This window comes from Pseudomonas alvandae, assembly GCF_019141525.1.
GTDB lineage: Bacteria > Pseudomonadota > Gammaproteobacteria > Pseudomonadales > Pseudomonadaceae > Aquipseudomonas > Aquipseudomonas alvandae.
Genome location: NZ_CP077080.1, coordinates 1,433,003 through 1,455,940, shown reverse-complemented (window position 1 = coordinate 1,455,940; position 22,938 = coordinate 1,433,003). Strand labels below are relative to the sequence as shown.

The 22,938-nt window shown below is 60.1% G+C and carries 20 protein-coding genes; 10 read left to right on the top strand and 10 right to left on the bottom strand.

The annotated features are described in order from the left end of the window. Positions 1 to 56: 56 nt before the first annotated feature. The 4 genes from KSS97_RS06375 to KSS97_RS06360 all read right to left on the bottom strand — a co-directional run bounded on the left by KSS97_RS06375 (position 57) and on the right by KSS97_RS06360 (position 4,218). Complete coding sequence (locus tag KSS97_RS06375; RefSeq protein ID WP_003178331.1) at positions 57 to 821, bottom strand: amino acid ABC transporter ATP-binding protein; 765 nt, start codon at positions 819 to 821, stop codon at positions 57 to 59. 10 nt (positions 822 to 831) lie between these two features. Then, complete coding sequence (locus KSS97_RS06370) at positions 832 to 1,929, bottom strand: amino acid ABC transporter permease (RefSeq protein ID WP_030139632.1); 1,098 nt, start codon at positions 1,927 to 1,929, stop codon at positions 832 to 834. A gap of 10 nt (positions 1,930 to 1,939) precedes the next feature. Continuing rightward, positions 1,940 to 3,121, bottom strand: coding sequence for an amino acid ABC transporter permease (locus KSS97_RS06365; protein ID WP_217861313.1), 1,182 nt, complete (start codon positions 3,119 to 3,121; stop codon positions 1,940 to 1,942). A gap of 65 nt (positions 3,122 to 3,186) precedes the next feature. Then, positions 3,187 to 4,218 carry an amino acid ABC transporter substrate-binding protein gene (locus KSS97_RS06360; protein WP_030139634.1) on the bottom strand — a complete coding sequence of 344 codons (1,032 nt, stop codon included), beginning with the start codon at positions 4,216 to 4,218 and terminating at the stop codon, positions 3,187 to 3,189. 472 nt (positions 4,219 to 4,690) lie between these two features. On the opposite strand from KSS97_RS06360, the gene KSS97_RS06355 reads away from it, so the two are divergent. From KSS97_RS06355 to KSS97_RS06335, 5 genes are all read left to right on the top strand, one after another. Then, positions 4,691 to 5,347, top strand: coding sequence for an alpha/beta hydrolase (locus KSS97_RS06355; RefSeq protein WP_030139635.1), 657 nt, complete (start codon positions 4,691 to 4,693; stop codon positions 5,345 to 5,347). A 98-nt stretch (positions 5,348 to 5,445) separates the two neighbouring features. Further along, positions 5,446 to 6,924, top strand: a complete 1,479-nt coding sequence (gene rhlB, locus KSS97_RS06350) for an ATP-dependent RNA helicase RhlB (RefSeq protein ID WP_030139636.1) — start codon at positions 5,446 to 5,448, stop codon at positions 6,922 to 6,924. A gap of 155 nt (positions 6,925 to 7,079) precedes the next feature. Beyond that, a complete protein-coding gene (locus KSS97_RS06345) occupies positions 7,080 to 8,027 on the top strand; it encodes an ornithine cyclodeaminase family protein (protein ID WP_217861312.1) in 948 nt (315 codons plus the stop codon). A gap of 85 nt (positions 8,028 to 8,112) precedes the next feature. Further along, positions 8,113 to 9,240 carry an NAD(P)/FAD-dependent oxidoreductase gene (locus KSS97_RS06340; RefSeq protein WP_217861311.1) on the top strand — a complete coding sequence of 376 codons (1,128 nt, stop codon included), beginning with the start codon at positions 8,113 to 8,115 and terminating at the stop codon, positions 9,238 to 9,240. Positions 9,241 to 9,326: 86 nt separating this feature from the next. Then, the gene (locus KSS97_RS06335; protein WP_217861310.1) at positions 9,327 to 9,953 is read left to right on the top strand and encodes a helix-turn-helix transcriptional regulator; all 627 of its coding nucleotides are present in this window, start codon (positions 9,327 to 9,329) and stop codon (positions 9,951 to 9,953) included. A 124-nt stretch (positions 9,954 to 10,077) separates the two neighbouring features. Here the strand turns inward: KSS97_RS06335 and KSS97_RS06330 are convergent, their stop codons facing one another. The 6 genes from KSS97_RS06330 to KSS97_RS06305 all read right to left on the bottom strand — a co-directional run bounded on the left by KSS97_RS06330 (position 10,078) and on the right by KSS97_RS06305 (position 15,388). Further along, complete coding sequence (locus KSS97_RS06330) at positions 10,078 to 10,854, bottom strand: ABC transporter substrate-binding protein (RefSeq protein ID WP_030139640.1); 777 nt, start codon at positions 10,852 to 10,854, stop codon at positions 10,078 to 10,080. A gap of 253 nt (positions 10,855 to 11,107) precedes the next feature. Next, positions 11,108 to 11,560 carry a molybdopterin synthase catalytic subunit MoaE gene (moaE, locus tag KSS97_RS06325; protein ID WP_030139641.1) on the bottom strand — a complete coding sequence of 151 codons (453 nt, stop codon included), beginning with the start codon at positions 11,558 to 11,560 and terminating at the stop codon, positions 11,108 to 11,110. 3 nt (positions 11,561 to 11,563) lie between these two features. Then, positions 11,564 to 11,806, bottom strand: a complete 243-nt coding sequence (gene moaD, locus KSS97_RS06320) for a molybdopterin converting factor subunit 1 (protein ID WP_030139642.1) — start codon at positions 11,804 to 11,806, stop codon at positions 11,564 to 11,566. Next, entirely contained in the window at positions 11,803 to 12,276 is a 474-nt protein-coding gene (moaC, locus tag KSS97_RS06315) for a cyclic pyranopterin monophosphate synthase MoaC (RefSeq protein WP_030139643.1), read from the bottom strand. The genes moaD and moaC overlap by 4 nt, the downstream gene beginning before the upstream one ends. A gap of 258 nt (positions 12,277 to 12,534) precedes the next feature. Beyond that, entirely contained in the window at positions 12,535 to 13,929 is a 1,395-nt protein-coding gene (locus tag KSS97_RS06310; protein ID WP_030139644.1) for a PhoH family protein, read from the bottom strand. Between the two features lie 334 nt (positions 13,930 to 14,263). Next, on the bottom strand, positions 14,264 to 15,388 hold the full coding sequence (locus KSS97_RS06305) for a polysaccharide deacetylase family protein (protein WP_217861967.1): 1,125 nt from the start codon (positions 15,386 to 15,388) through the stop codon (positions 14,264 to 14,266). Positions 15,389 to 15,742: 354 nt separating this feature from the next. Here KSS97_RS06305 and yaaA point away from each other — a divergent pair, with 354 nt between their 5' ends. From yaaA to algK, 5 genes are all read left to right on the top strand, one after another. Next, positions 15,743 to 16,522, top strand: a complete 780-nt coding sequence (gene yaaA / locus KSS97_RS06300; RefSeq protein ID WP_217861309.1) for a peroxide stress protein YaaA — start codon at positions 15,743 to 15,745, stop codon at positions 16,520 to 16,522. A gap of 810 nt (positions 16,523 to 17,332) precedes the next feature. Further along, positions 17,333 to 18,649 (top strand): nucleotide sugar dehydrogenase, encoded by a 1,317-nt coding sequence (locus KSS97_RS06295; protein ID WP_030139647.1) that lies wholly within the window; start codon positions 17,333 to 17,335, stop codon positions 18,647 to 18,649. A gap of 100 nt (positions 18,650 to 18,749) precedes the next feature. Then, the gene (gene alg8 / locus KSS97_RS06290; RefSeq protein ID WP_407682753.1) at positions 18,750 to 20,231 is read left to right on the top strand and encodes a mannuronan synthase; all 1,482 of its coding nucleotides are present in this window, start codon (positions 18,750 to 18,752) and stop codon (positions 20,229 to 20,231) included. Between the two features lie 35 nt (positions 20,232 to 20,266). Beyond that, complete coding sequence (locus tag KSS97_RS06285; protein WP_030139649.1) at positions 20,267 to 21,436, top strand: alginate biosynthesis protein Alg44; 1,170 nt, start codon at positions 20,267 to 20,269, stop codon at positions 21,434 to 21,436. Between the two features lie 15 nt (positions 21,437 to 21,451). Next, positions 21,452 to 22,936 carry an alginate biosynthesis TPR repeat lipoprotein AlgK gene (gene algK / locus KSS97_RS06280; protein ID WP_217861308.1) on the top strand — a complete coding sequence of 495 codons (1,485 nt, stop codon included), beginning with the start codon at positions 21,452 to 21,454 and terminating at the stop codon, positions 22,934 to 22,936. Positions 22,937 to 22,938 lie beyond the last annotated feature (2 nt).

Sequence of the window (22,938 nt, the reverse complement as noted above, 5' to 3'; positions counted from 1 at the left end):
GCACTGCAAAAAATAAACCCGGACAAGTCCGGGTCTATTTCACTGCCTGACGCCGATCAATGCAGGATCTGGCTCAGGAACAGCTTGGTGCGGTCGTTCTGCGGGTTGTCGAAGAAGTCGTTAGGCGCGGCCTGTTCGACGATTTCACCCTTGTCCATGAAGATCACACGGTTGGCCACGGTGCGGGCGAAGCCCATTTCGTGGGTCACGCAGAGCATGGTCATGCCGTCTTCGGCCAGGCCGATCATGGTGTCGAGCACCTCTTTCACCATTTCCGGGTCGAGGGCCGAGGTCGGCTCGTCGAACAGCATGATCTTCGGCTTCATGCACAGGGCACGGGCGATCGCTACGCGCTGCTGCTGTCCACCGGAGAGCTGGCCCGGGTACTTGTGCGCCTGCTCTGGAATGCGAACGCGTTCCAGGTAATGCATGGCGATTTCCTCGGCCTTGCGCTTGGGCATCTTGCGAACCCACATCGGCGCCAGGGTGCAGTTCTGCAGGATCGTCAGGTGCGGGAACAGGTTGAAGTGCTGGAACACCATGCCGACTTCACGGCGGATCGCTTCGATCTGCTTGAGGTCGTTGGTCAGTTCCACGCCATCGACCACGATGCGACCCTGCTGGTGCTCTTCCAGGCGGTTGAGGCAGCGGATGGTCGTGGACTTGCCGGAACCCGACGGGCCGCACAGCACGATACGCTCGCCCTGCTTGACGTTCAGGTTGATGTCTTTCAACACGTGGAACTGGCCGTACCACTTGTTCACGCCCTGCATCTGAATAATGCCTTCAGGGCTCACAGGCTGTTTGATCGCTTCACTCATGAGTCAACTCCTAACGCTTGTGGCCAGTGTCCAGCTTGCGTTCCAAATGCATGGAATAGCGGGACATACCAAAACAGAAAATCCAGAACACCAGGGCGGCGAATACATAGCCTTCGGTGGCCATGCCCAGCCATTTCGGGTCGGCGGCAGCTTGTTTCACGCTGTTGAGCAAGTCGAACAGGCCGATGATGATCACCAGGCTCGTGTCCTTGAACAACGCGATGAAGGTGTTGACGATACCCGGGATCACCAGCTTCAGGGCTTGTGGCAGGATCACCAGGCCCATGCTGCGCCAGTAACCGAGGCCCATCGCCGCGGCCGCTTCGTATTGCCCCTTGGGAATCGCTTGCAGGCCACCGCGCACCACTTCGGCCACGTAGGCCGACTGGAACAGGATCACGCCGATCAGCGCACGCAACAGCTTGTCGAAGTTCATGCCTTCAGGCAGGAACAACGGCAGCATGACCGAGGACATGAACAGCACCGTGATCAACGGCACGCCGCGCCAGAACTCGATGAACGTCACGCAGACCACGCGGATCGCCGGCAGGTTCGAGCGACGACCCAGCGCCAGGACGATGCCCAGTGGCAAGGCGCCGGCGATGCCGACGGTGGCGATCACCAGGGTCAGCATCAGGCCGCCCCATTGGCTGGTCGCTACAGCGGCCAGGCCCAGCACGCCACCGTGCAACAGGCACCAGGCGACGATCGGGTACACCACCAGGAAACTCAGGCCGTAGATCGCCTTGCGCGGGAAGCGCGAGATGAACAGCGGCGCCACGCCGATCACGGCCAACCACACGGTGAGGTCCACGCGCCAGCGCAGCTCCGTCGGGTAGTAGCCATACATGAACTGGCCGAAGCGCTGCTGGATGAACACCCAGCAGGCGCCCTCCTTGGTGCAATCGGCGCGCGTGGTGCCTACCCAGTTGGCATCCAGGATCGCCCATTCCAGGATCGGCGGGATGATCAGGTAGATCAGGTAGAACGCGAACAGCGTCAGCAGCGTGTTGATCCAGCTGGAGAACATGTTCGCGCGCATCCATGCCATCGGCCCGAACACTTTGCTCGGTGGCGGCATATCAGGTTTGAAAGTATGGGATGTCATGCGCTTTTCCTCACCGCTCGATCAGCGCAATGCGCTTGTTGTACCAGTTCATCAGCAAGGAAATGCTGATACTGATCGCCAGGTACACGCTCATGGTGATCGCGATCACCTCGATGGCCTGGCCGGTCTGGTTCAACACCGTGCCGGCAAACAGCGAAACCATTTCCGGGTAACCGATACCGGCAGCCAGGGAAGAGTTCTTCGCCAGGTTCAGGTATTGGCTGGTCAACGGCGGGATGATCACGCGCAGGGCTTGCGGGATGATCACCTTGCGCAACGTCGGACCGTTGCGCAGCCCCAAGGAGTGAGCCGCCTCGGTCTGGCCATGGCTGACCGACTTGATACCCGAACGCACGATCTCGGCGATGAACGCCGCGGTGTACACGGTCAAGGCCAGGGTCAACGCCAGCAGCTCAGGGATCAACACCCAGCCGCCAACGAAGTTGAAGCCTTTCAGCTCCGGCATCTCCCAATGCACAGGCGCCCCGAAGATCAGCGCGCACAGCGCCGGGATCACCAGGAACAACGCCAAGCCCACCCAGAACTTGTGGAACGGCTCGCCCGTTGCTTCGAAACGCTTGTTGGCCCAGCGGGTCATCAGCACGATGGCGACGATCGCCAGCACGACACTGGCCGCGAACGCCCAGAACCCTTCCGCCGCCAGCGCCGCTGGCATGTTCAGGCCTCGGCTGCTGACGAAGAAGGTGTCGCCGAAGTTGTGGGCAGCCCGTGGTCCCGGCATCGTCAAGAAGACCGCGAAATACCAGAACAGGATTTGCAACAGCGGTGGGATGTTACGAAAGACCTCCACATAGACGGTCGCCAGCTTGGAGATTATCCAGTTCTTCGACAAGCGTGCGACGCCGATGATGAACCCCAGGATGGTCGCCAGGATCACGCCAATGAAGGTTACCAGCAGAGTATTGAGCAGACCGATGACAAAGACGCGGGCATAGCTGTCCGCTTCGGTGTAGTCGATCAGGTGTTGGGCGATGCCGAAACCGGCACTGCGCTCCAGAAAGCCGAAACCGGAAGTGATGCCCCGGTGTGCAAGGTTGGTCTGCGTGTTATCGAACAGAAACCAGCCCAGCGCGATGACCGCCACGATGGTGACGATCTGAAATACCCACGCACGCACTCGTGGATCGCTGAGGCTGAGCCTCTGCTTAGGTGCGCCGATTGAATTTTGCATGAAGTGCCCCGCAAGGAATGGAACAGAACATCACCCGGTGGTTGGCCCACCGGGTGATAGAACCATCAGCGCACTGGTGGTGCGTATTGAATGCCGCCTGCGTTCCACAGAGCGTTCAGGCCGCGATCGATTTCCAGCGGAGTCTTCTTGCCCAGGTTGCGCTCGAACATTTCGCCGTAGTTACCTACTTGCTTGACGATCTTCACGACCCAGTCTTTCGGCAGCTTCAAATCTTTGCCGTATTCACCATCAGCGCCCAGCATACGAGCGACGTCTGGGTTCTTGGTGGACTTGGCTTCGGCTTCGACGTTTGCCGAAGTCACGCCTGCCTCTTCAGCGTTGAGCATGGCGTAGCCAGTCCAACGAACGATGGCCAGCCACTCGTCGTCGCCGTTACGCACGACCGGACCCAGTGGCTCCTTGGAAATGGTTTCCGGCAGCACCACGTAGTCCTTCGGCGAAGCCAGCTTGCTGCGCTGGGCGAACAGTTGGGACTTGTCGGAGGTCAGCACGTCGCAACGACCGGATTCCAGCGACTTGGCGCTTTCATCGGAGGTGTCGAAAGTGATCGGGGTGTACTTCAGGCCATTGGCGCGGAAGTAGTCGGAAACGTTCAGCTCGGTGGTGGTACCGGCCTGGATGCAGATGGTTGCACCGTCCAGTTCCTTGGCGCTCTTGACGCCCAGTTTGCTGTTGGCCAGGAAGCCGATGCCGTCGTAATAGGTGATGAAGCCTGGGAATTTCAGGCCCATGCCCGCATCGCGGGAGCTGGTCATGGTGGAGTTGCGCGACAGCAGATCGATTTCGCCGGACTGCAGCGCGGTGAAGCGCTCCTTGGCGTTCAACTGGCTGAACTTGACCTTGGTTGCATCGCCAAACACTGCTGCGGCAACGGCACGGCAGAAGTCAGCGTCGATACCGACGATCTTGCCGGTGGAATCAGGCACCGAGAAACCCGGCAGGCCGTCACTTACACCACATTGCACAAAACCTTTCTTCTGCACGGCATCCAGGGTTGCACCCGCCTGAGCGAACCCGCTGACACCGAGGACTGCTGCTGCAGTCACGACTGCCAGGGTGGATTTCAGTAACTTCATTCAAACCTCCAGTTTTGCTCTTGTTGTGTCGGAGCTCGAGCCCTGTCGCACCCTTTTGAGGCATTGCCGACCCTTGTTGGCTTTTTTTAGGGTCAACCGACGTCTGGGCCTTCGCTATGAGTCTATTAATGAGAGCGCCAATAAACAGTGGGGCTGCTCACTTCTCACCAATCGGCCGAACGGGCTGTAGCCCTTCACGTTCGCGAAGCCCGTAGCGGCTATTGGCGAACATCCATCACCGGATTTCTGATATCCCATGCGTCGCGTCGAGCTGATAGTGTTACCGCGCAGCGTAAGAATCATCACTCAGCTACACCCATAGCAAAGCCCGTACCACACCGCTGCGCTTGCCCCTTACTGAAGAGGTCAAGACAAAAAGTTGTAGTATTGCGACATCTAATTAACTGAGACACCAGGGCTGCACCGTAATCACGCACTGATTGAGCGCGCCCGCACATTTTTGGAGCACACCATGACCGACCCCTTGATTCTCGAGCCCTCCCGCACCGCCGATGCGTGCGTTATCTGGCTCCACGGCCTGGGTGCCGATCGTTTTGACTTCCTGCCGGTCGCCGAAATGTTGCAGGAAAGCCTGCTCACGACGCGTTTCGTTCTGCCCCAGGCACCGACCCAGCCTGTAACGATCAACGGCGGCTATGCCATGCCCAGCTGGTATGACATCCGCGCCCTGAGCCCGGCCCGAGCCATTGACGAAGATCAGTTGGAGGCTTCGGCGCAGCGAGTCATCGACCTCATCGACACCCAGCGAACCAGCGGAATAGACGCCTCGCGGATTTTCCTGGCGGGGTTTTCCCAGGGCGGCGCGGTGGTTTATCACACCGCTTTTGTGAAATGGCAGGGGCCGCTGGGGGGCGTGATCGCCCTGTCCACCTATGCGCCAACGTTCAGCGAAGAACTGCAGTTGTCTGCCAGTCAACAACGCATCCCGGTCCTGGCGCTGCACGGGCAATACGATGAAGTGGTACTCAACCCCATGGGCAGGACCGCCCAGGAGTATTTGAAGCTCCATGGTGTCACCGTGACATGGCAGGAATACCCAATGGGCCACGAAGTGTTACCCGAGGAGATTCGCGACATCGGCACTTGGCTGGCCGAACGGCTGCGCTAAGAGGCAAATCGCCACGCCAGCGCTTTGATGATCACACTACGCCGCGCCCGTTTCTTGCATTACACTGGCCGGCGTACATTCCTTAACCAATCGATGAGATGACCGTGCTCAAAGCACTCAAGAAGATGTTCGGTAAAAGCGAGGCCGAGCAGCTCGCGCCCGTTTCCAGCGCGCCAGTCCAAGCCCAGAGCCGCACCGATGCGCAACAACCGCGCCGGACCGCTCCGCCGGTTGCGCAGGCCATGACAACGCCGACGACCTCACCCGCTGGCCAGCCTGTCGCCGTACCGGCCCAGGAAAAGCCACGTAGCGAAGCGCCAAGGCCGCGCCGCGAACGCGCACCAAAACCGCCCGTCGTTGCCTGGAAGCTTGAAGATTTCGTCGTAGAACCCCAGGAAGGCAAGACCCGCTTCCACGATTTCAAGCTCGCCCCTGAACTGATGCACGCCATCCAGGACCTGGGTTTCCCCTATTGCACGCCGATCCAGGCGCAGGTGCTCGGTTACACCCTCGCTGGCAAAGACGCCATCGGCCGCGCCCAGACCGGTACAGGCAAGACCGCCGCGTTCCTGATCTCCATCATCACCCAGTTGCTCCAGACTCCGCCGCCCAAGGAACGCTACATGGGCGAACCGCGGGCACTGATCATCGCGCCGACCCGCGAACTGGTGGTACAGATCGCCAAGGACGCCGCCGACCTGACCAAGTACACCGGCCTGAACGTCATGACGTTCGTGGGCGGCATGGATTTCGACAAGCAACTCAAGCACCTCGAAGCCCGCCACTGCGACATCCTCGTGGCCACGCCCGGTCGCCTGCTGGACTTCAACCAGCGCGGCGACGTGCACCTGGACATGGTCGAGGTGATGGTGCTGGACGAAGCCGACCGCATGCTCGACATGGGCTTCATCCCGCAGGTGCGCCAGATCATTCGCCAGACCCCACCGAAAAGCGAACGCCAGACCCTGCTGTTTTCCGCCACCTTCACCGAAGACGTGATGAACCTGGCCAAGCAGTGGACCACCGATCCGGCCATCGTCGAGATCGAAGCCGAGAATGTCGCCAGCGAGAACGTCGAGCAGCATATCTACGCCGTTGCCGGTGCCGACAAGTACAAGCTGCTCTACAACCTGGTCAACGACAACGGTTGGGAGCGGGTGATGGTATTCGCCAACCGCAAGGACGAAGTACGCCGTATCGAAGAACGCCTGGTGCGCGATGGCGTCAACGCCGCCCAGCTCTCCGGCGACGTACCGCAGCACAAGCGCATCAAGACCCTCGAAGGTTTCCGCGAAGGCAAGATCCGCGTGCTGGTCGCCACCGACGTGGCCGGTCGCGGCATCCATATCGATGGCATCAGCCATGTGATCAACTTCACCTTACCGGAAGTGCCGGACGACTACGTGCATCGCATTGGCCGCACCGGTCGTGCCGGAGCCGCGGGGGTTTCGATCAGCTTCGCCGGCGAAGACGACTCCTACCAGTTGCCGTCGATCGAAGCGCTGCTGGGTCGCAAGATCAGCTGCGAGATGCCACCGACTCATCTGTTGCGACCGGTCGAGCGCAAACGGCCTTAGACGCAGAGCGTCCATCGAGGCATTCCCACGCAGAGCGCGGGAACGATCAGCGCAGCCAATACAGGCTGCGCTTTTTTTTGCCTTGGGATATTGCTCGAATAAACTAAAAGTCCATAATGGACAAATTAGTTTAACTCAGGCATCCGGAGCACACGATGACCAGCACGCCTCATGTCATGACCCAAGCCCAGGCCCGAGCGCTGCTCGAAAACGTCGATGTGCTGCAAATCCTTCGCAAGCTGTTCCGCGGTCTCGCCGCCGGGCAAGCCGTGCAGCCGCCCCAGCAATGGGTGGAGTTCCCCCAAGGCGCCGGGGATTTCATCAATTACCTGGGCGTGCTGGCTGAAGACCAGGTCTACGGTGTCAAGACATCACCCTATATCGTCCGCGAACAGGGTCCATTGGTCACCGCCTGGACGTTGCTGATGTCGATGCGCACCGGCCAACCGCTGCTGTTGTGCGATGCCGCCGAGCTGACGACGGTCCGCACCGCCGCCACCACGGCCGTCGCCGTCGACGCCCTCGCCCCACTCAAGGCCAAGCGCCTGGCAGTGATCGGCAGCGGCGCGGTGGCGCGGGCCCATGTGCAATACGTCAAGGGGCTGCGGGATTGGCAAGCCATCAGTCTCTATTCGCCGGGCCTGAAGGCCAAGTCGGCAGCAGTACTGGCCTCGCTCACCGACCTGGACCCGCGCCTGCAAATCACCGACACCCTTGAAGCGGCACTGCACGACGCCGATGTGGTGATGCTCTGCACCTCATCCGGCAAGGCAGTGCTCGACCCGCAGACACTCGGCAAACCGGCGTTGATCACATCGATCAGCACCAACGCCCCGCGCGCCCATGAAGTGCCGCCCCCGAGCCTCAACGACATGGACGTGTTCTGCGATTATCGTCAGACCACCCCGGGCTCGGCTGGCGAGATGTTGATCGCCGCTGAACAGCATGGCTGGGAGCCTTCAAGCATTGTGGGTGACTTGCCCGATCTGCTGAGCGAACGGGTCGCGCGTCCGAACTATGAGCGCCATGTGTTTTTCCGTTCCATTGGGTTGGGGCTGGAAGATGTTGCGCTGGCGAATGCACTGTATCGACTTCATCACTGAGACGCCCTTTTCCTTGTGGGAGCGAGCAGGCTCGCTCCCACAGGTTCTCGGAAACTCCCGGCACCGTGCTCGACAGGAGAGCTTCATGACACAAGCAGACTTCATCATCATCGGCGGCGGCATCGCCGGTGCTTCCACCGGCTACTGGCTGGCGCCCCACGGCCGGGTCATCGTGCTTGAACGCGAATCGCATCCGGCCTATCACTCCACCGGTCGTTCGGCGGCACTGTACACCGCCGCTTATGGCACGCCACAGGTAAGGGCATTGACCCAGGCCAGCCGGGACTTCTTCGACGCCCCGCCTACCGGCTTCTGCGAGCACGCGCTGCTCACACCGCGCGGCGAAATGACCGTGGATTTCACCGGTGACCCGACCGAACTGAACAATCAATACCTCAGCGCCAAGGCCACGGTACCGCAGATGCAGTTGCTCAATGCCGAAGAAGCCTGCGTGCGGCTGCCGATCTTGCGCCGGGAAAAAGTCCATGGCGCGATCTATGACCCCACGGCCTGCGACATCGACACCGATGCGCTGCACCAGGGTTACTTGCGAGGAATTCGTCGCAGCGGCGGCGAAGTGCACACCGACAGCGAAGTGCTCGACTTGATCCGCGACGATCAAGGGCAATGGCAAGTCAGGACCGCCAGCCAGACCTTCCGCGCGCCCGTGCTGGTCAACGCGGCTGGCGCCTGGGCCGACCAAGTGGCTGAGATGGCCGGCGCACGCAAGCTGGGCCTGCAACCGAAGCGGCGGGCAGCGTTCATTTTTGCCGGCCCCGAGGGCGTGGACATTCATGATTGGCCGATGCTGGTGAGCCTCGACGAGTCCTTCTACATGAAACCGGACGCCGGCATGTTCCTCGGTTCGCCCGCCAATGCCGACCCGGTCGAGCCCCACGACGTGCAGCCCGAAGAGCTGGACATCGCCATGGGCATCTACCAGATCGAAGAAGCCACCACCCTGACCATCCGCCGCCCGACCCGCACCTGGGCTGGGTTGCGCAGCTTCGTGCACGACGGCGATCTGCTGGCCGGCTTCGATGTGCAGGTGCCTGGACTGTTCTGGGTCGCGGCCCAGGGCGGCTACGGCATCCAGACTTCTCCGGCCATGGGTCAGGCCAGCGCGGCGCTGGTTCGCGGCGAACCGCTGCCCGATGGCCTCGCCCGTTTCGGCTTGAACGCCGCAATGCTATCGCCCGCGCGCCTGGGCTGACTTTCACCGAGGTGACGCATCGCCAAGATTGCGGCACACTCCCTCGCGCCCCTGCTCCACGGGGCGCTGACCGCCTGGAGTCTGTCATGAATGCCCCGCAAGCCGATCCGGCGCTGGATAATTTCCGCACCATCGCCGATGCCATCGCCACGCTGTTCTACCCCCACGCCGAAGTGGTGCTGCATGACCTGCGCACGCAACGGGTCGACTACATCGCCAACAACCTGTCCAAGCGCGAAATTGGCGATGACTCGTCCTTGGAAGACATGCTCAGTGAAGAGGTCAGCGAACGAAACATAGGGCCCTATGAGAAGCTGAACTGGGACGGACAAAAGATCCGCAGCCTCAGCAGCGTGCTGCGAGACGCCCAGGGCCACCCGTTGGCGGTGCTGTGCATCAACCTGAACATTTCGCTGTTCGAAAACGCCAAGGCGGCGCTGGACCTGTTCCTGTCACCGAACAAATTGATTGCGCAGCCCGACTCGCTGTTTCGCGATGATTGGCAGGAGCGGATCAACACCTTCCTCCACGCCTGGATGCGCGAGCGTCAATTGAGCCTGAACCTGCTGACCCGCGACCACAAACGCGAACTGGTGCTGGCGCTGCACGCCGAAGGCGCGTTCAAGGGCAAGAGCGCGTCCAACTATGTGGCGAATGTGCTCAATATGGGACGGGCGACGGTTTACAAGCATTTGAAGGAGTTGAAGGGCTGAGGTTTTGTTGCCTGGCCTGACCTCATCGCGAGCAAGCTCGCTCCCACAGGATCTGTGTCGGACACAAACATTGTGTACAACGAAGAGCCACTGTGGGAGCGAGCTTGCTCGCGAAGATGATTAATCAGTCACCGTAGATATCCGACTTGAAATACTTGGCCTGGATCTTCTGGTACTCGCCATTGGCCCGAATCCCATCGATGGCCTTGTTCAAATCCGCCACCAATTGAGTATTGCCCTTGCGCACCGCGATCCCGGCGCCCTCACCGACGTATTTCGGATCCTTGAGCTCCGGCCCGACAAACGCGTAGCCCTTGCCACGAGGCATCGACAGGAAGTCTTCCAGCGGGATGGTGTCTGCAAAAATCGCGTCCAGGCGCCCCGACGCCAGGTCCATGTAGATTTCTTCGTTATTGCTGTAGCGCTTGACCGTCACGCCTTTGGGCTCGAAGACTTCCGTGGCGAAACGATCCGTGGTGGTAGCGCGCTGCACGCCCACGGTCTTGCCCTTGAGGCTGGCGTACTGGTCATCGACTACGGCGCCTTCCTTCATCACCAGCCGCGACGAAGTGAAATAGTACTTGTGGGTGAAATCCACCGACTTCTTGCGCTCTTCGGTGATGGTCATGGACGACAGCGCCAGGTCGATCTTCTTCACCTTGAGGGACGGGATCAGCCCGTCGAACTCACCCTCGATCCACTCACACTTGACCTGCATCTGCGCGCACAAGGCGTTGCCGATGTCGTAGTCGAAACCTTCGATCTTGCCTTCCGAAGTCTTGGAGGCAAACGGTGGATAAGCCGCCTCGATGCCGATGCGCAAGGTTTTATCGGCAGCAAACAGAGTGCTGGAGGCCAACAGGCTCAAGGCCAGGCCGGTGATGAGGGGAAATTTCTTCATGGACGTTCTCTCGCGGATTGTTGTTGGTTTGGCAGAGAAAAAATAGGCGTGGCTCAATTTGTACTTATAAATCCATACTGGACTTTAATGTACATATCGTCAATTGGAGAAACAGGGGAAAGTGATGGGAGGCTGGCGGCCCCTCCGCGAGCAAGCCCGCTCCCACAAGGGACCTGTGTACAACAAAGATCCAGTGTGGGAGCGAGCTTGCTCGCGATAGCGACTTATGCCTTGCGAAAAAACTACAGATTACCTACTGCTTCCAGCGATCCGCCGCCGCATGATCACTGTCCCGCCCTTCCACCCAGCGCGGGCCATCGACGGTGTTTTCCTTTTTCCAGAACGGCGCACGCGTCTTGAGGTAGTCCATGACAAAGGCGCAGGCGTCGAACGCTGCCTGGCGATGGGCGCTGGCAGCACCGACAAAAACGATTGGCTCCCCCGGTTCCAGGGCACCAATGCGATGCAACACCTCGAGCTTGAGCAATGGCCAGCGCTGTTCGGCCTCGATGGCGATCTTGCCCAGGGCCTTCTCGGTCATGCCTGGGTAATGCTCCAGGAACATCCCGGACACATCGAGGCCGTCATTGAAGTCGCGCACGTAGCCAACAAAACTCACCACCGCTCCCACGCCGACATTCGCCGCGTGCATCGCGTTGACTTCGGTCCCGGGATCGAACGGCTCGGCCTGCACCCGAATCGCCATGGCTCAGCCTCCTGTCACAGTCGGGAAGAACGCGACTTCATCGCCGTCGGCCAAAGGCTCGTCGAGTTGGCACAGGTCTTCGTTGCGTGCGCACATCAGGTTTTGCTCGGTGAGCACCTCGGCGCCGTCACGCTGCGCGAGCAACGCACGGACGTCGTTGACCGTCGCAAAATCGCCTTCCACCTTGACCGAGTCCACGCCAAGCGCTTCACGATAGCGAGCAAAAAATTTCACGGTGATTTTCATGAGGCATCCGCCTGGAAATGGCCGCTCTTGCCGCCGAGCTTTTCCAGCACCCGCACGCCTTCGATGGTCATGCCACGGTCCACGGCCTTGCACATGTCGTAGATCGTCAACGCGGCGACGCTGGCGGCGGTGAGCGCCTCCATTTCCACACCGGTCTGGCCCGACAACTTGCAACGGGCAACGATGCGTACCCGGTCCTCGCCTTCGGCATTGAGCTCGACCTTGACGCTGGTGAGCATCAGCGGATGGCAGAGCGGAATCAGGTCGCTGGTTTTCTTCGCCGCCTGGATACCGGCAATGCGCGCAACGGCGAACACGTCGCCCTTGGGATGGCCGCCACTGACGATCATTTGCAGGGTATCGGGCAACATGCGCACAAAAGCTTCAGCCGTGGCTTCACGGAACGTCACGGCCTTGTCGGTCACGTCGACCATATTGGCGCGACCTTGGGAATCGAGATGAGTCAGCACAGGGTTACTCCTGATCAGGAGCGTCGATTGTAAACCCGTGGGTCAGATTCCGGCAGGGCTGATTGTCGCACCTGCTTCCATCTTGGATTCTGAAGTCACTGCAAAACCCTTGTGGGAGCGAGCTTGCTCGCGATGACAGTGGGTCAGGTACTTATTTTTATCTGATACACCGCTATCGCGAGCAAGCTCGCTCCCACAAGAGGTTTCGTATCGCCATAAAAAAACCAGGCGACTTGTGGTCGCCCGGTTTGGCTGGAGTTACAGGTGGGATTCAGCGTATTCGGCCAGGATCGAGCGCGGTACGCCTTGCAGGGTGATGTGGACCCCGTTGGGGAAGTCCTTGAAGCGTTCGGTCAGGTAGGTCAGCCCGGAGCTGGTCGCGGACAGGTAAGGGGTGTCGATCTGTGCCAGGTTGCCCAGGCACACCACTTTGGAACCGGCGCCGGCACGGGTGATGATGGTTTTCATCTGGTGCGGGGTCAGGTTCTGGCATTCGTCGATCAGGATCAGGCTCTGCTGGAAGCTGCGGCCCCGGATGTAGTTGAGGGATTTGAACTGCAACGGCACTTTGCTGAGGATGTAGTCGACGCTGCCATGGGTACTCTCGTCGTCCATGTGCAACGCTTCGAGGTTGTCGGTAATCGCACCCAGCCACGGCTCCATTTTTTCCGCTTCGGTGCCGGGCAGGAAGCCGATCTCCTGGTCGAGGCCCTGCACGCTGCGGGTGGCGATGATGCGCCGGTAGCGCTTGCTGACCATGGTCTGTTCGATGGCGGCGGCCAAGGCCAGGATGGTCTTGCCGGAACCGGCGGCGCCGGACAGGTTGACCAGGTGGATATCCGGATCGAGCAGGGCGAACAGCGCCAGGCTCTGGTAGATGTCCCGAGGCTTGAGGCCCCACGCCTCCTGATGCAGCAAGGGTTCCTGATGCAAATCGAGGATCAGCAATTTGTCGACCTGGATTTCCTTGATCCAGCCGACGAAGCCTTGTTCGTCGATGATGAATTCGTTGATGTGCACCGCCGGCAGGTTGTCGATCAGTTGCACCTGGTGCCAGGTGCGACCATGGTCCTGGCGGGTTTCGACCTTGCTCACGCGGTCCCAGAAGGAGCCGGTCATGGTGTGGTAGCCGTTGGGCAGCAGCGAAACGTCGTCGACCAGTTGGTCGGTGCTGTAGTCCTCCGCCGCGATCCCGCAGGCGCGGGCCTTGAGGCGCATGTTGATGTCTTTGGTCACCAGCACGACGGCTTGATCCTTGTTGCGCGCGTGCAGGTCGATCAACTGGTTGATGATGATGTTGTCGTTCAGGTGTTCAGGCAGCACCAGGTTGGGTTCGGTGCGCTTGCTCATCAGGATTGAAAGCAGGCCCTTGGGACCGCTTTTGCCGCGCTGGATCGGTACGCCCAGCTCGACGTCTTCGGGAGAAGCGTCGCCCAGGGTCTTGTCGATCAGGCGGATCGCCTGGCGACATTCGGCCGCTACGCTGTGATGGCCACTCTTGAGCTTGTCCAGCTCTTCAAGGACGGTCATCGGCAGGGCAACGTGGTGTTCTTCGAAATTCAGCAGCGCGTTTGGATCGTGGATCAATACGTTGGTATCGAGTACATACAGGATTGGCTGGTTGGAGGAAGGGCTACGTCCGTGGTCATCCATACTCGGTCACCTTTGTGGGGGCCATTCGACGCAATACCGTGACAGTGCTGCGCCTCGAGGTAGCCACCGAATTCACCCGCGACGATTCGGGTGAACTGCACACAAACTGGGTCTTGGAAGACGCCACCTGTGTTGCAGGTTTCGGCGGTCTGTCTTCTTGATACTCCAAAACACATGACAGGAAAAAGCACTTTGACGGTTTTTTGAAGTTTATTTTTCAGAGTGACGAATAACCCTTGGCGTACCGTTGCAGCACCGTTAAAGTCGGAAGTCCGGTCGCCATGAAAGCCCGATCGAATTTACCTCCAGCCCAACGTTTACAGGCCTTTCGCATTCAGCGAAACGCGTCCTGGCAATCTTCCCAACCGATCCCGCTTTGCGCTGTTTGCGCGATGAGCCACGGCATAGCCGTTTTGACCGCATCCTGCTTGGCGTTGAAATTGATTACGCCGTGACGCCACAACAGCATCAGGGTCAGCACACGCTGGGCACTCTGCTCGGGCTTGAGGCGGTTGGTGCTGTCCTGGGGATCGATATCCCACAGCGCCACTTGCAGGCCCTGGTTCCGGAAGAACGACTGCGCGTCACCCCGGCGCTGCCCCTGGGGCGGGCGGAACAGCGGCACGAAATTCTCCGGCAGCTTGCCCTTGACCAGGTCGACACTGCGCCGCACCGAGTCCTGCCAATCCTGCCAGTAACTGTGGGAACGAAACTCCCAACCCTGCACACCGACGCACTGCCCGGAATAGACCGTCTGGAGATCATTGACCGAGCGATCCGCGAGGCGCGTCTGGATGTCCTTGCCCAACACGAAGAACGTCCCGCTCATGTTCGACTTGCGCAGGTAATCTGTCAGCCACGGCGTGTTGTCCGGCGCGACGTTGGCCCCGCTGTCGAAGGTCAACAGGAACAGCCGGTCATTCATCTGCTCGCCGTTGCGCTCGTAATCGCCGAAACGCTCGATTTCGCTGGTGACCTGGGGAAACAGCGCCGCCTTGCGCAGCAGTTCGTCCCGATACCGGGTGTGGAAGATCCGGCTTGGCTCGGCCCACTTGATGTAATACGAGTTGTCGTCGAGCTGAAACCTGCCCGCCTCTTCCCGCAAGGTCGCCATGTTTTCCACCAGATAGCAGAACGACGCGTCCAGTTCGCAGCTTCGCTGGGCAAAGTTGTAGCTGGACAGCAATCGCTGCCACAACCGCGCGCGCAGGGCATTGACCGCCGCCATGTTGACCGTGCGCAGCCCCAGGTATTGCTTGAGGGCGATTTCGTCCATGGCATCGGTGTCCAGCAACACCCGGGCAAACATCAGCACCTCGGCCCGGGAGGCCACATCGAACAGCGTCGGGTTGGTGAGCTGCTCGGGCCAGGTGCTGCGGTCCAGGGTGGCGACGTCATTGGGCGCGGCAATGGCACCGAAGCTCAACAACCAAGCCGACAGTAGAAGGACGATACGCAAAAGGGATGTCTCCATAACGAAACCCGCGCGGCATGATAGCTGATCCTGGTGTGGCACCTCTTCGCAAACTGGCGAATAAGCCTCTGTGGCGAGGGAGCTTGCTGTGGCGAGGGGATTTATCCCCGCTGGGCTGCGCAGCAGCCCCAACAAAGGTGCAACCAATCAGTTCCACCAGGCTGTAGATTTTTCAGGGCTGCTTCGCACCCCAGCGGGGCGGTGCGACGTTTCGCTAAATCCCCTCGCCACACAAAACTCGGCAATTCGCGCCTCACCATCCATCCCCTATCACCCCAATAGCTGGAGTCCACCCCGACAACCCCCTAGAATCGCCGCACCCTTAAAGGAGACGTTTGCATGCTGATGGTGATTTCCCCCGCCAAGACCCTCGACTTCGAAACACCGCCGGCTACCGAGCGCTTCACCCTGCCCCAATACCTGGATCATTCCCAGGAGTTGGTCGAGCAATTGCGTGAACTCTCGCCTGCCCAGATCAGTGAATTGATGCACGTTTCCGACAAGATCGGCGGCCTCAATGCCGCGCGGTTCGGCAGCTGGACCCCGGCGTTCACCCCGGCCAACGCCAAGCAGGCGCTGCTGGCGTTCAAGGGCGACGTTTATACCGGCCTCGACGCACAAAGCCTTGGTGAAGCCGACTTCGACTATGCGCAACAACACTTGCGCATGCTCTCGGGCCTTTACGGCCTGCTGCGCCCGCTGGACCTGATGCAGCCGTATCGCCTGGAGATGGGCACCAAGTTGGCCAACGCCCGGGGCAAGGACCTGTACGCCTTCTGGGGCATCCGCATCAGTGAATGGCTGAACGAGGCGCTGGCCGACCAGGGCGACGACCTGTTGTTGAACCTGGCCTCCAATGAATACTTCAGCGCAGTCAAACGCAGCGCACTGAAGGCCCGCATCATCGATACCGAGTTCAAGGACCTCAAGAATGGCCAGTACAAAATCATCAGTTTCTACGCAAAAAAAGCCCGAGGCTTGATGAGCCGGTTTGTCATTGAACAACGCATCAACGATCCAGCGGCACTCAAGCAATTTGATGTGCAGGGGTATCGCTACAGCGCCGAGCAATCTTCTTCAGACAAACTGGTTTTCCTGCGCGACCACGCCCCGCAATAACGCAGCGTCATTTCCGGGCCCCGATAAGGGGCCTCGATCAAAGCCGAATTTGTCATCCAACTTCCCCGCCCTATTCGCCACTTTCTTGGCGCCAACAAAACAAACACTCCCCGCGCTAACTTTTCTTTCACTCGACAAATGTCAGATTTTTCCGTAGTGGCACCGATTTTTTTCTTCAGTACTGGCACAAAACTATCTACCCCCTTTAACTCCCCGAAACTAAAGGGCGAAATCGGTGGTGCTATCAATATGAGAGCAGTGCCATCTAGGCAAATATTTCGAAAAATTTCGAAAATCACGATGAGCGGATCGGAACTATGTGAAATTGCACGGCTCATACCACCCGTAACGATTCTCGCCGAGCGTGTACGAGATAACTTACAAGGCACGTCGTCCGAAGTAACGGAGTTGTAACGACAACTTAGCGAAACGGTCGTCTTATTGGATCCACCCTTAAAGGACGGGAGATAACGCACCATTACTATCCCCTACAAGGCCAAGGCTGCGCCCCTATTAACGTGCTCACCCGAGCACCCAACCTTCTGATTTTGTGGGCTTTTTGCCAGGAGTCTGAAGTGAAAGATCTTTTGCACGAGCGTCCCGCCAACGAGGACTGGCTGCATAACAGGGCAGGTCATAACAACTAGGCCGCTTTGCGCACAACTTGAGTGCACTTATTTAGACACTCGGAACTTTGTATGCCTGCACACGGCACTGTGGCGCCTGCATTTCCACACTTCCGAGTGCGCGATGACCGCTGAACACTATTAACTCCGGCCATTTAATGGCGTGAAAACAGAGGTAAATGCGATGCGCATTAGCATATTTGGTTTGGGTTACGTCGGTGCAGTATGTGCCGGTTGCCTGTCTGCACGGGGCCATGATGTAGTTGGCGTAGATGTCGCCAAAGACAAGATCGACATGATCAATGCTGGTAAGTCTCCGATCGTTGAACCGGGTCTTGGCGAGCTGTTGGCGCAGGGCATTCAAACGGGTCGGCTGCGCGGCACTACCAACTTCGCCGAAGCCATTCGCGATACTGACCTGTCGATGATTTGCGTTGGCACGCCAAGTAAGAAGAATGGCGACCTGGAACTGAACTACATCGAAGCCGTGTGCCGCGAGATCGGTTTTGTCCTGCGCGACAAGACCACCCGCCACACCATCGTGGTGCGCAGTACCGTACTGCCAGGCACCGTGGCCAATGTGGTCATCCCGATCCTCGAAGACTGCTCCGGCAAGAAAGCCGGCGTCGATTTCGGCGTCGCGGTCAACCCGGAGTTCCTGCGTGAAAGTACCGCGATCAAGGACTACGACCAGCCGCCAATGACCGTCATCGGCGAGTTCGACACCGCCTCGGGCGACGTCCTGCAATCGCTGTACGAAGAGCTCGACGCACCGATCATCCGCAAGGACATCGCCGTTGCCGAGATGATCAAGTACACCTGCAACGTGTGGCACGCCACCAAGGTCACCTTCGCCAACGAGATCGGCAACATTGCCAAGGCCGTCGGCGTCGATGGTCGCGAAGTGATGGACGTGGTCTGCCAGGACAAGGCCCTGAACCTGTCGCAGTACTACATGCGCCCAGGCTTCGCCTTCGGCGGTTCGTGCCTGCCTAAAGACGTACGCGCCCTGACCTACCGCGCAAGCTCCTTGGACGTGGAAGCGCCGCTGCTCAACTCGCTGATGCGCAGCAACGAATCCCAGGTGCAGAACGCTTTCGACATCGTCTCCAGCCACGACAAGCGCAAAGTCGCCCTGCTGGGCCTGAGCTTCAAGGCCGGTACCGACGACCTGCGTGAAAGCCCACTGGTAGAACTGGCGGAAATGCTGATCGGCAAAGGCTATGACCTGCGCATCTACGACAGCAACGTCGAATACGCCCGTGTCCACGGTGCGAACAAGGATTACATCGAGTCGAAGATTCCTCACGTCTCGTCCTTGCTCAACTCCGACTTCGACGCGGTGATCGACAGCTCCGACATCATCATTCTCGGCAACCGCGACGAGAAGTTCCGTGCGCTGACCGAGAACGTACCGGAAGGCAAGCAGGTCATCGACCTGGTTGGTTTCATGTCCAAGGCCACCTCCCCGAGTGGCCGGACCGAAGGCATCTGCTGGTAAGTCTGTTAGCCGGCCGGGGCTCGCCCTGGCCGGCCTTTCGCCTGCCTTAACCCATCGGGCCGCCCACAAGGCCCGCCCGAGATAGAGACGGATGCAGATTATGCACAGGCTAAAGCACGGCCTGCTTCAGGCCGCCGGTTGGCTGTTTTACTTGAGTTTACTGATGGGCATCGCCATGGCGCTGCCCACGTCCACGTTCGACTCCGAATCCAAGGATTTCATCTTCCTGATCGGCGCCGTGGGCATCTGGCGTTACTCCATGGGCGCGACGCATTTCGTGCGCGGCATGATCTTCCTGTACATCGTCTACCCACACCTGCGCCGCAAGGTACGCAAGCTGGGCAAGGCGGCGGACCCGTCCCACGTGTACCTGATGGTCACCAGTTTCCGCATCGACGCGCTGACCACCGCCCAGGTCTACGGCTCGGTGATTCGCGAAGCCATTGAGTGCGGGCTGCCGACCACCGTGGTCTGCTCCATCGTGGAAATGTCCGATGAACTGCTGGTCAAGAGCCTCTGGGCCCGCATGAACCCGCCGGAGCACGTCAAGCTAGACTTCGTGCGCATCCCCGGCACCGGCAAGCGCGACGGCCTGGCCTACGGCTTCCGCGCCATCTCCCGCCACCTGCCGGACGATCGCGCAGTGGTCGCGGTGATCGATGGCGACACCGTCCTCGCCGAGGGCGTGGTGCGCAAGACCGTGCCGTGGTTCCAGCTGTTCGGCAACGTCGGCGGCCTGACCACCAACGAGTTCTGCGAAGTGCGCGGCGGCTACATCATGAGCGAGTGGCACAAGCTGCGCTTCGCCCAACGCCACATCAACATGTGCTCGATGGCGTTGTCCAAGCGCGTCCTGACCATGACCGGACGCATGTCGGTGTTCCGCGCGACCGTCGTCACCAACCCGGACTTCATCGCCGACGTGGAAAGCGACTCGCTGCAACACTGGCGCCTGGGCCGCTTCAAATTCCTCACCGGCGACGACAAATCGAGCTGGTTCAGCCTGATGCGCCTGGGCTACGACACCTTCTACGTGCCGGATGCGGCGATCAATACGGTCGAGCACCCACCGGAAAAGAGCTTCATCAAGGCGAGTCGCAAGTTGATGTTCCGTTGGTACGGCAACAACCTGCGGCAGAACTCCCGGGCCTTGGGCCTGGGTCTGCGGCGTCTGGGCCTGTTCACTTCGGTGGTGCTGTTCGACCAGCGTGTATCGATGTGGACGTCGCTGCTGGGCCTGACCGTGGCGATCATCGCCAGCTTCAAGTACGGCACCGCGTTCATCCTGGTGTACCTGCTGTGGATCGGCATCACGCGGTTGATCCTGACCTTGCTGCTGTCGTGCTCCGGACACCGGATCGGCCCGGCCTACCCGGCGATTCTCTATTACAACCAGATCGTCGGTGCCCTGGTGAAGATCTACGTGTTCTTCCGCCTTGATCAACAGTCCTGGACCCGCCAGCCCACCCACCTGACCCGTGATCTCGCCAGCTTTCAACGTTGGTTCAACACTTGGTCGTCTCGGACCATGACCTTCTCCGCCGGCAGCATCTTTGTCGCCGTGCTGCTGACGATGGTCTGACCGGACTTGAATGAATTAACTAGGAAATCGCCCCTATGAACACCGCCGTGAATGTCAACGTAGTGCATGAATCCGAAGCCCAACGCCAACACGCCCGGGTCAAAATCCCGGCCAAGTTGCGTTTCTTCGGCCCTGACCGTACGCCCATGGAAGTCAAGGTCCTGGACCTGTCGGCCGGCGGCCTGTGCTTCAACGCCGGCCAACTGCCGCTCAAGGTTGGCGAGACCTACAAGGCTCGCCTGCAGTTCGTGATCGACAACCTCGGCCTGGCCATGGACGTCGAATTGCAGATCCGTTCCTACGACCGCCAGACCGGCCGCACCGGCTGCCAGTTCCAGAACCTGGAGCCGCGGGACATCTCGACACTGCGTCACATCATCACCTCGCACCTGGCCGGCGACATCGTCGGCGTCGGCGATGTGCTGGCGACCCTGCAGCGCGACAACTTCACCAAGGCCCGCAAGCAGAAAGATGACAACGGCGGCATGACTGCCTTCGGTCGCCTGCGCGCCGTGACCTTCAGCCTGGGCGTATTCGTCGTTGGCCTGGCGGCGTTCGGTTTCATCTTCAAGTCGGTGTACGGCATGTACTTCGTCAGCCACGCGCAGGCCGGCATCGTCAACGTACCGGGCATGGCCATCACCATGCCGCGCGACGGCACCGTGCAGAGCCTCGTCAAGGCCGACGGCGTAGCCGCCAAGGGTGCCCCGCTGGCGACCTTCAGCACCAGCATGCTCGACGTGCTCAAGGGCCACCTGGACGACAACCAACTGCAACCAGCCAAGGTCGAGGAATTGTTCGGCAAGCAGATGACCGGCACCCTGACGTCGCCATGCGATTGCATCGTCACCCAGCAACTGGTCTCCAACGGCCAGTACGCGAGCAAGGGTGACGTGATCTTCCAACTGGTACCACGGGGCACCGAGGCCAACGTTGAGGCACGCTTCTCCTATCGCCAGTTCGGCGACGTGCGTCCAGGCACCCCGGTCAGCTTCCAGGTTGCCGGCGAAGACACCACCCGCACCGGCAAGATTGTCAGCAGCACCAGCCTGAAAAGTGCCGACCTGTCCTCCGACATCCGTGTGCTGATCCAACCTGACGAAGCCCTCGACAGCGCGCTGGCCGGCCGTCCGGTGGAAGTCGTCAGCGATCGTGGCCCAAGCCTGAACTGGCTGATCGACAAAGCCATGGCCGTTGGTCTTTAAGTCGAGGATATGCCCGTGACCATTATAAAAATCCTGAACAGCCCACAGACCCTGTGGGAGCGAGCCTGCTCGCGAAAGGATCAACGCGGTCAGGACGATGCGCCGCAAGCTCGTTCCCAAGTGGGAACCCTCTGTGCCTTGGCATTGGCAGTGAGCCTGGCCGGTTGCGCCGGCCTGCCCGACCAACGCCTGGCCAACGAAGCCCTCAAGCGCGGCGACACGGCGTTGGCGCAGCAGAACTATCAGCAACTGGCAGACCTGGGCTACAGCGAAGCCCAGGTCGGCCTGGCCGATATCCAGGTGGACAGCCGCGACCCCGAGCAGATGCGCAAGGCCGAGGCGACCTACCGCGCCGCCGCCGATATCTCGCCGCGCGCCCAGGCTCGCCTGGGTCGCCTGCTGGTGGCCAAGCCCGGTTCCACCGAGGCTGAAAAACACGAAGCCGAAGGCCTGTTGAAAAAAGCCTTCGCCAACGGTGAAGGCAACACCCTGATCCCGCTGGCGATGCTGTATCTGCAATATCCCCACAGCTTCCCGAACGTCAACGCCCAGCAGCAGATCAGCCAATGGCGCAGCGCCGGCTACCCGGAAGCGGGCCTGGCGCAGATCCTGCTCTATCGCACCCAAGGCACTTACGACCAGCACCTGGACGAAGTGGAAAAGGTCTGCAAGGCCGCCCTGGCCACCACCGACATATGCTACGTCGAACTGGCCACGGTCTATCAGAAACGCGGCCAACCGGAACAGCAGGCCGAGCTGATCAAGCAAATGCAAGCCGGTCACGCCCGCGGCGTGGTCTCGGCCCAGCGTGTGGACAGCGTCGCCCGCGTCCTGGCCGATCAAAGCCTGGGCAAGACTGACGAGAAAACCGCCCAGTCGTTGCTCGAAGGCATCGCCCCCGGCAACCCCGCTTCCTGGGTCAGCCTGGCGCAACTGCTCTACGACTTCCCCGAGCTGGGTGACGTCGACAAGATGATGCAATACCTGGAAAACGGCCGCGCCGCCGACCAGCCTCGTGCCGAGCTGTTGCTGGGCAAGCTGTACTACGAAGGCAAGTGGGTACCGGCCGACGCCAAGGTCGCCGAGGCACATTTCCAGAAAGCCGTGGGCCGGGAAGTGGCTGCCGATTACTACCTCGGCCAGATCTATCGCCGTGGTTACCTGGGCCAGGTGTACTCGCAAAAAGCCCTGGACCACCTGCTCAAGGCCGCCCGCAACGGCCAGAACAGCGCCGACTACGCCATTGCCCAGCTGTTTTCCCAGGGCAAGGGCACCAAGCCCAACCCGGTCAACGCCTATGTGTTCAGCCAGTTGGCCAAGGCGCAGAACACCCCGCAGGCCACCGAGCTTGCCCAGACCCTCGAAGCACAATTACCGCCGGAACAACTTGCACAAGCGCAACGCCTGCTACAACAAGAGCAGGCCATTCGCGGCGCAATGAGCCCCGATACGCTTGAACTGCAAGCCCTAAAAGAAGATGACGGCGAGGAACCTCTATGAAG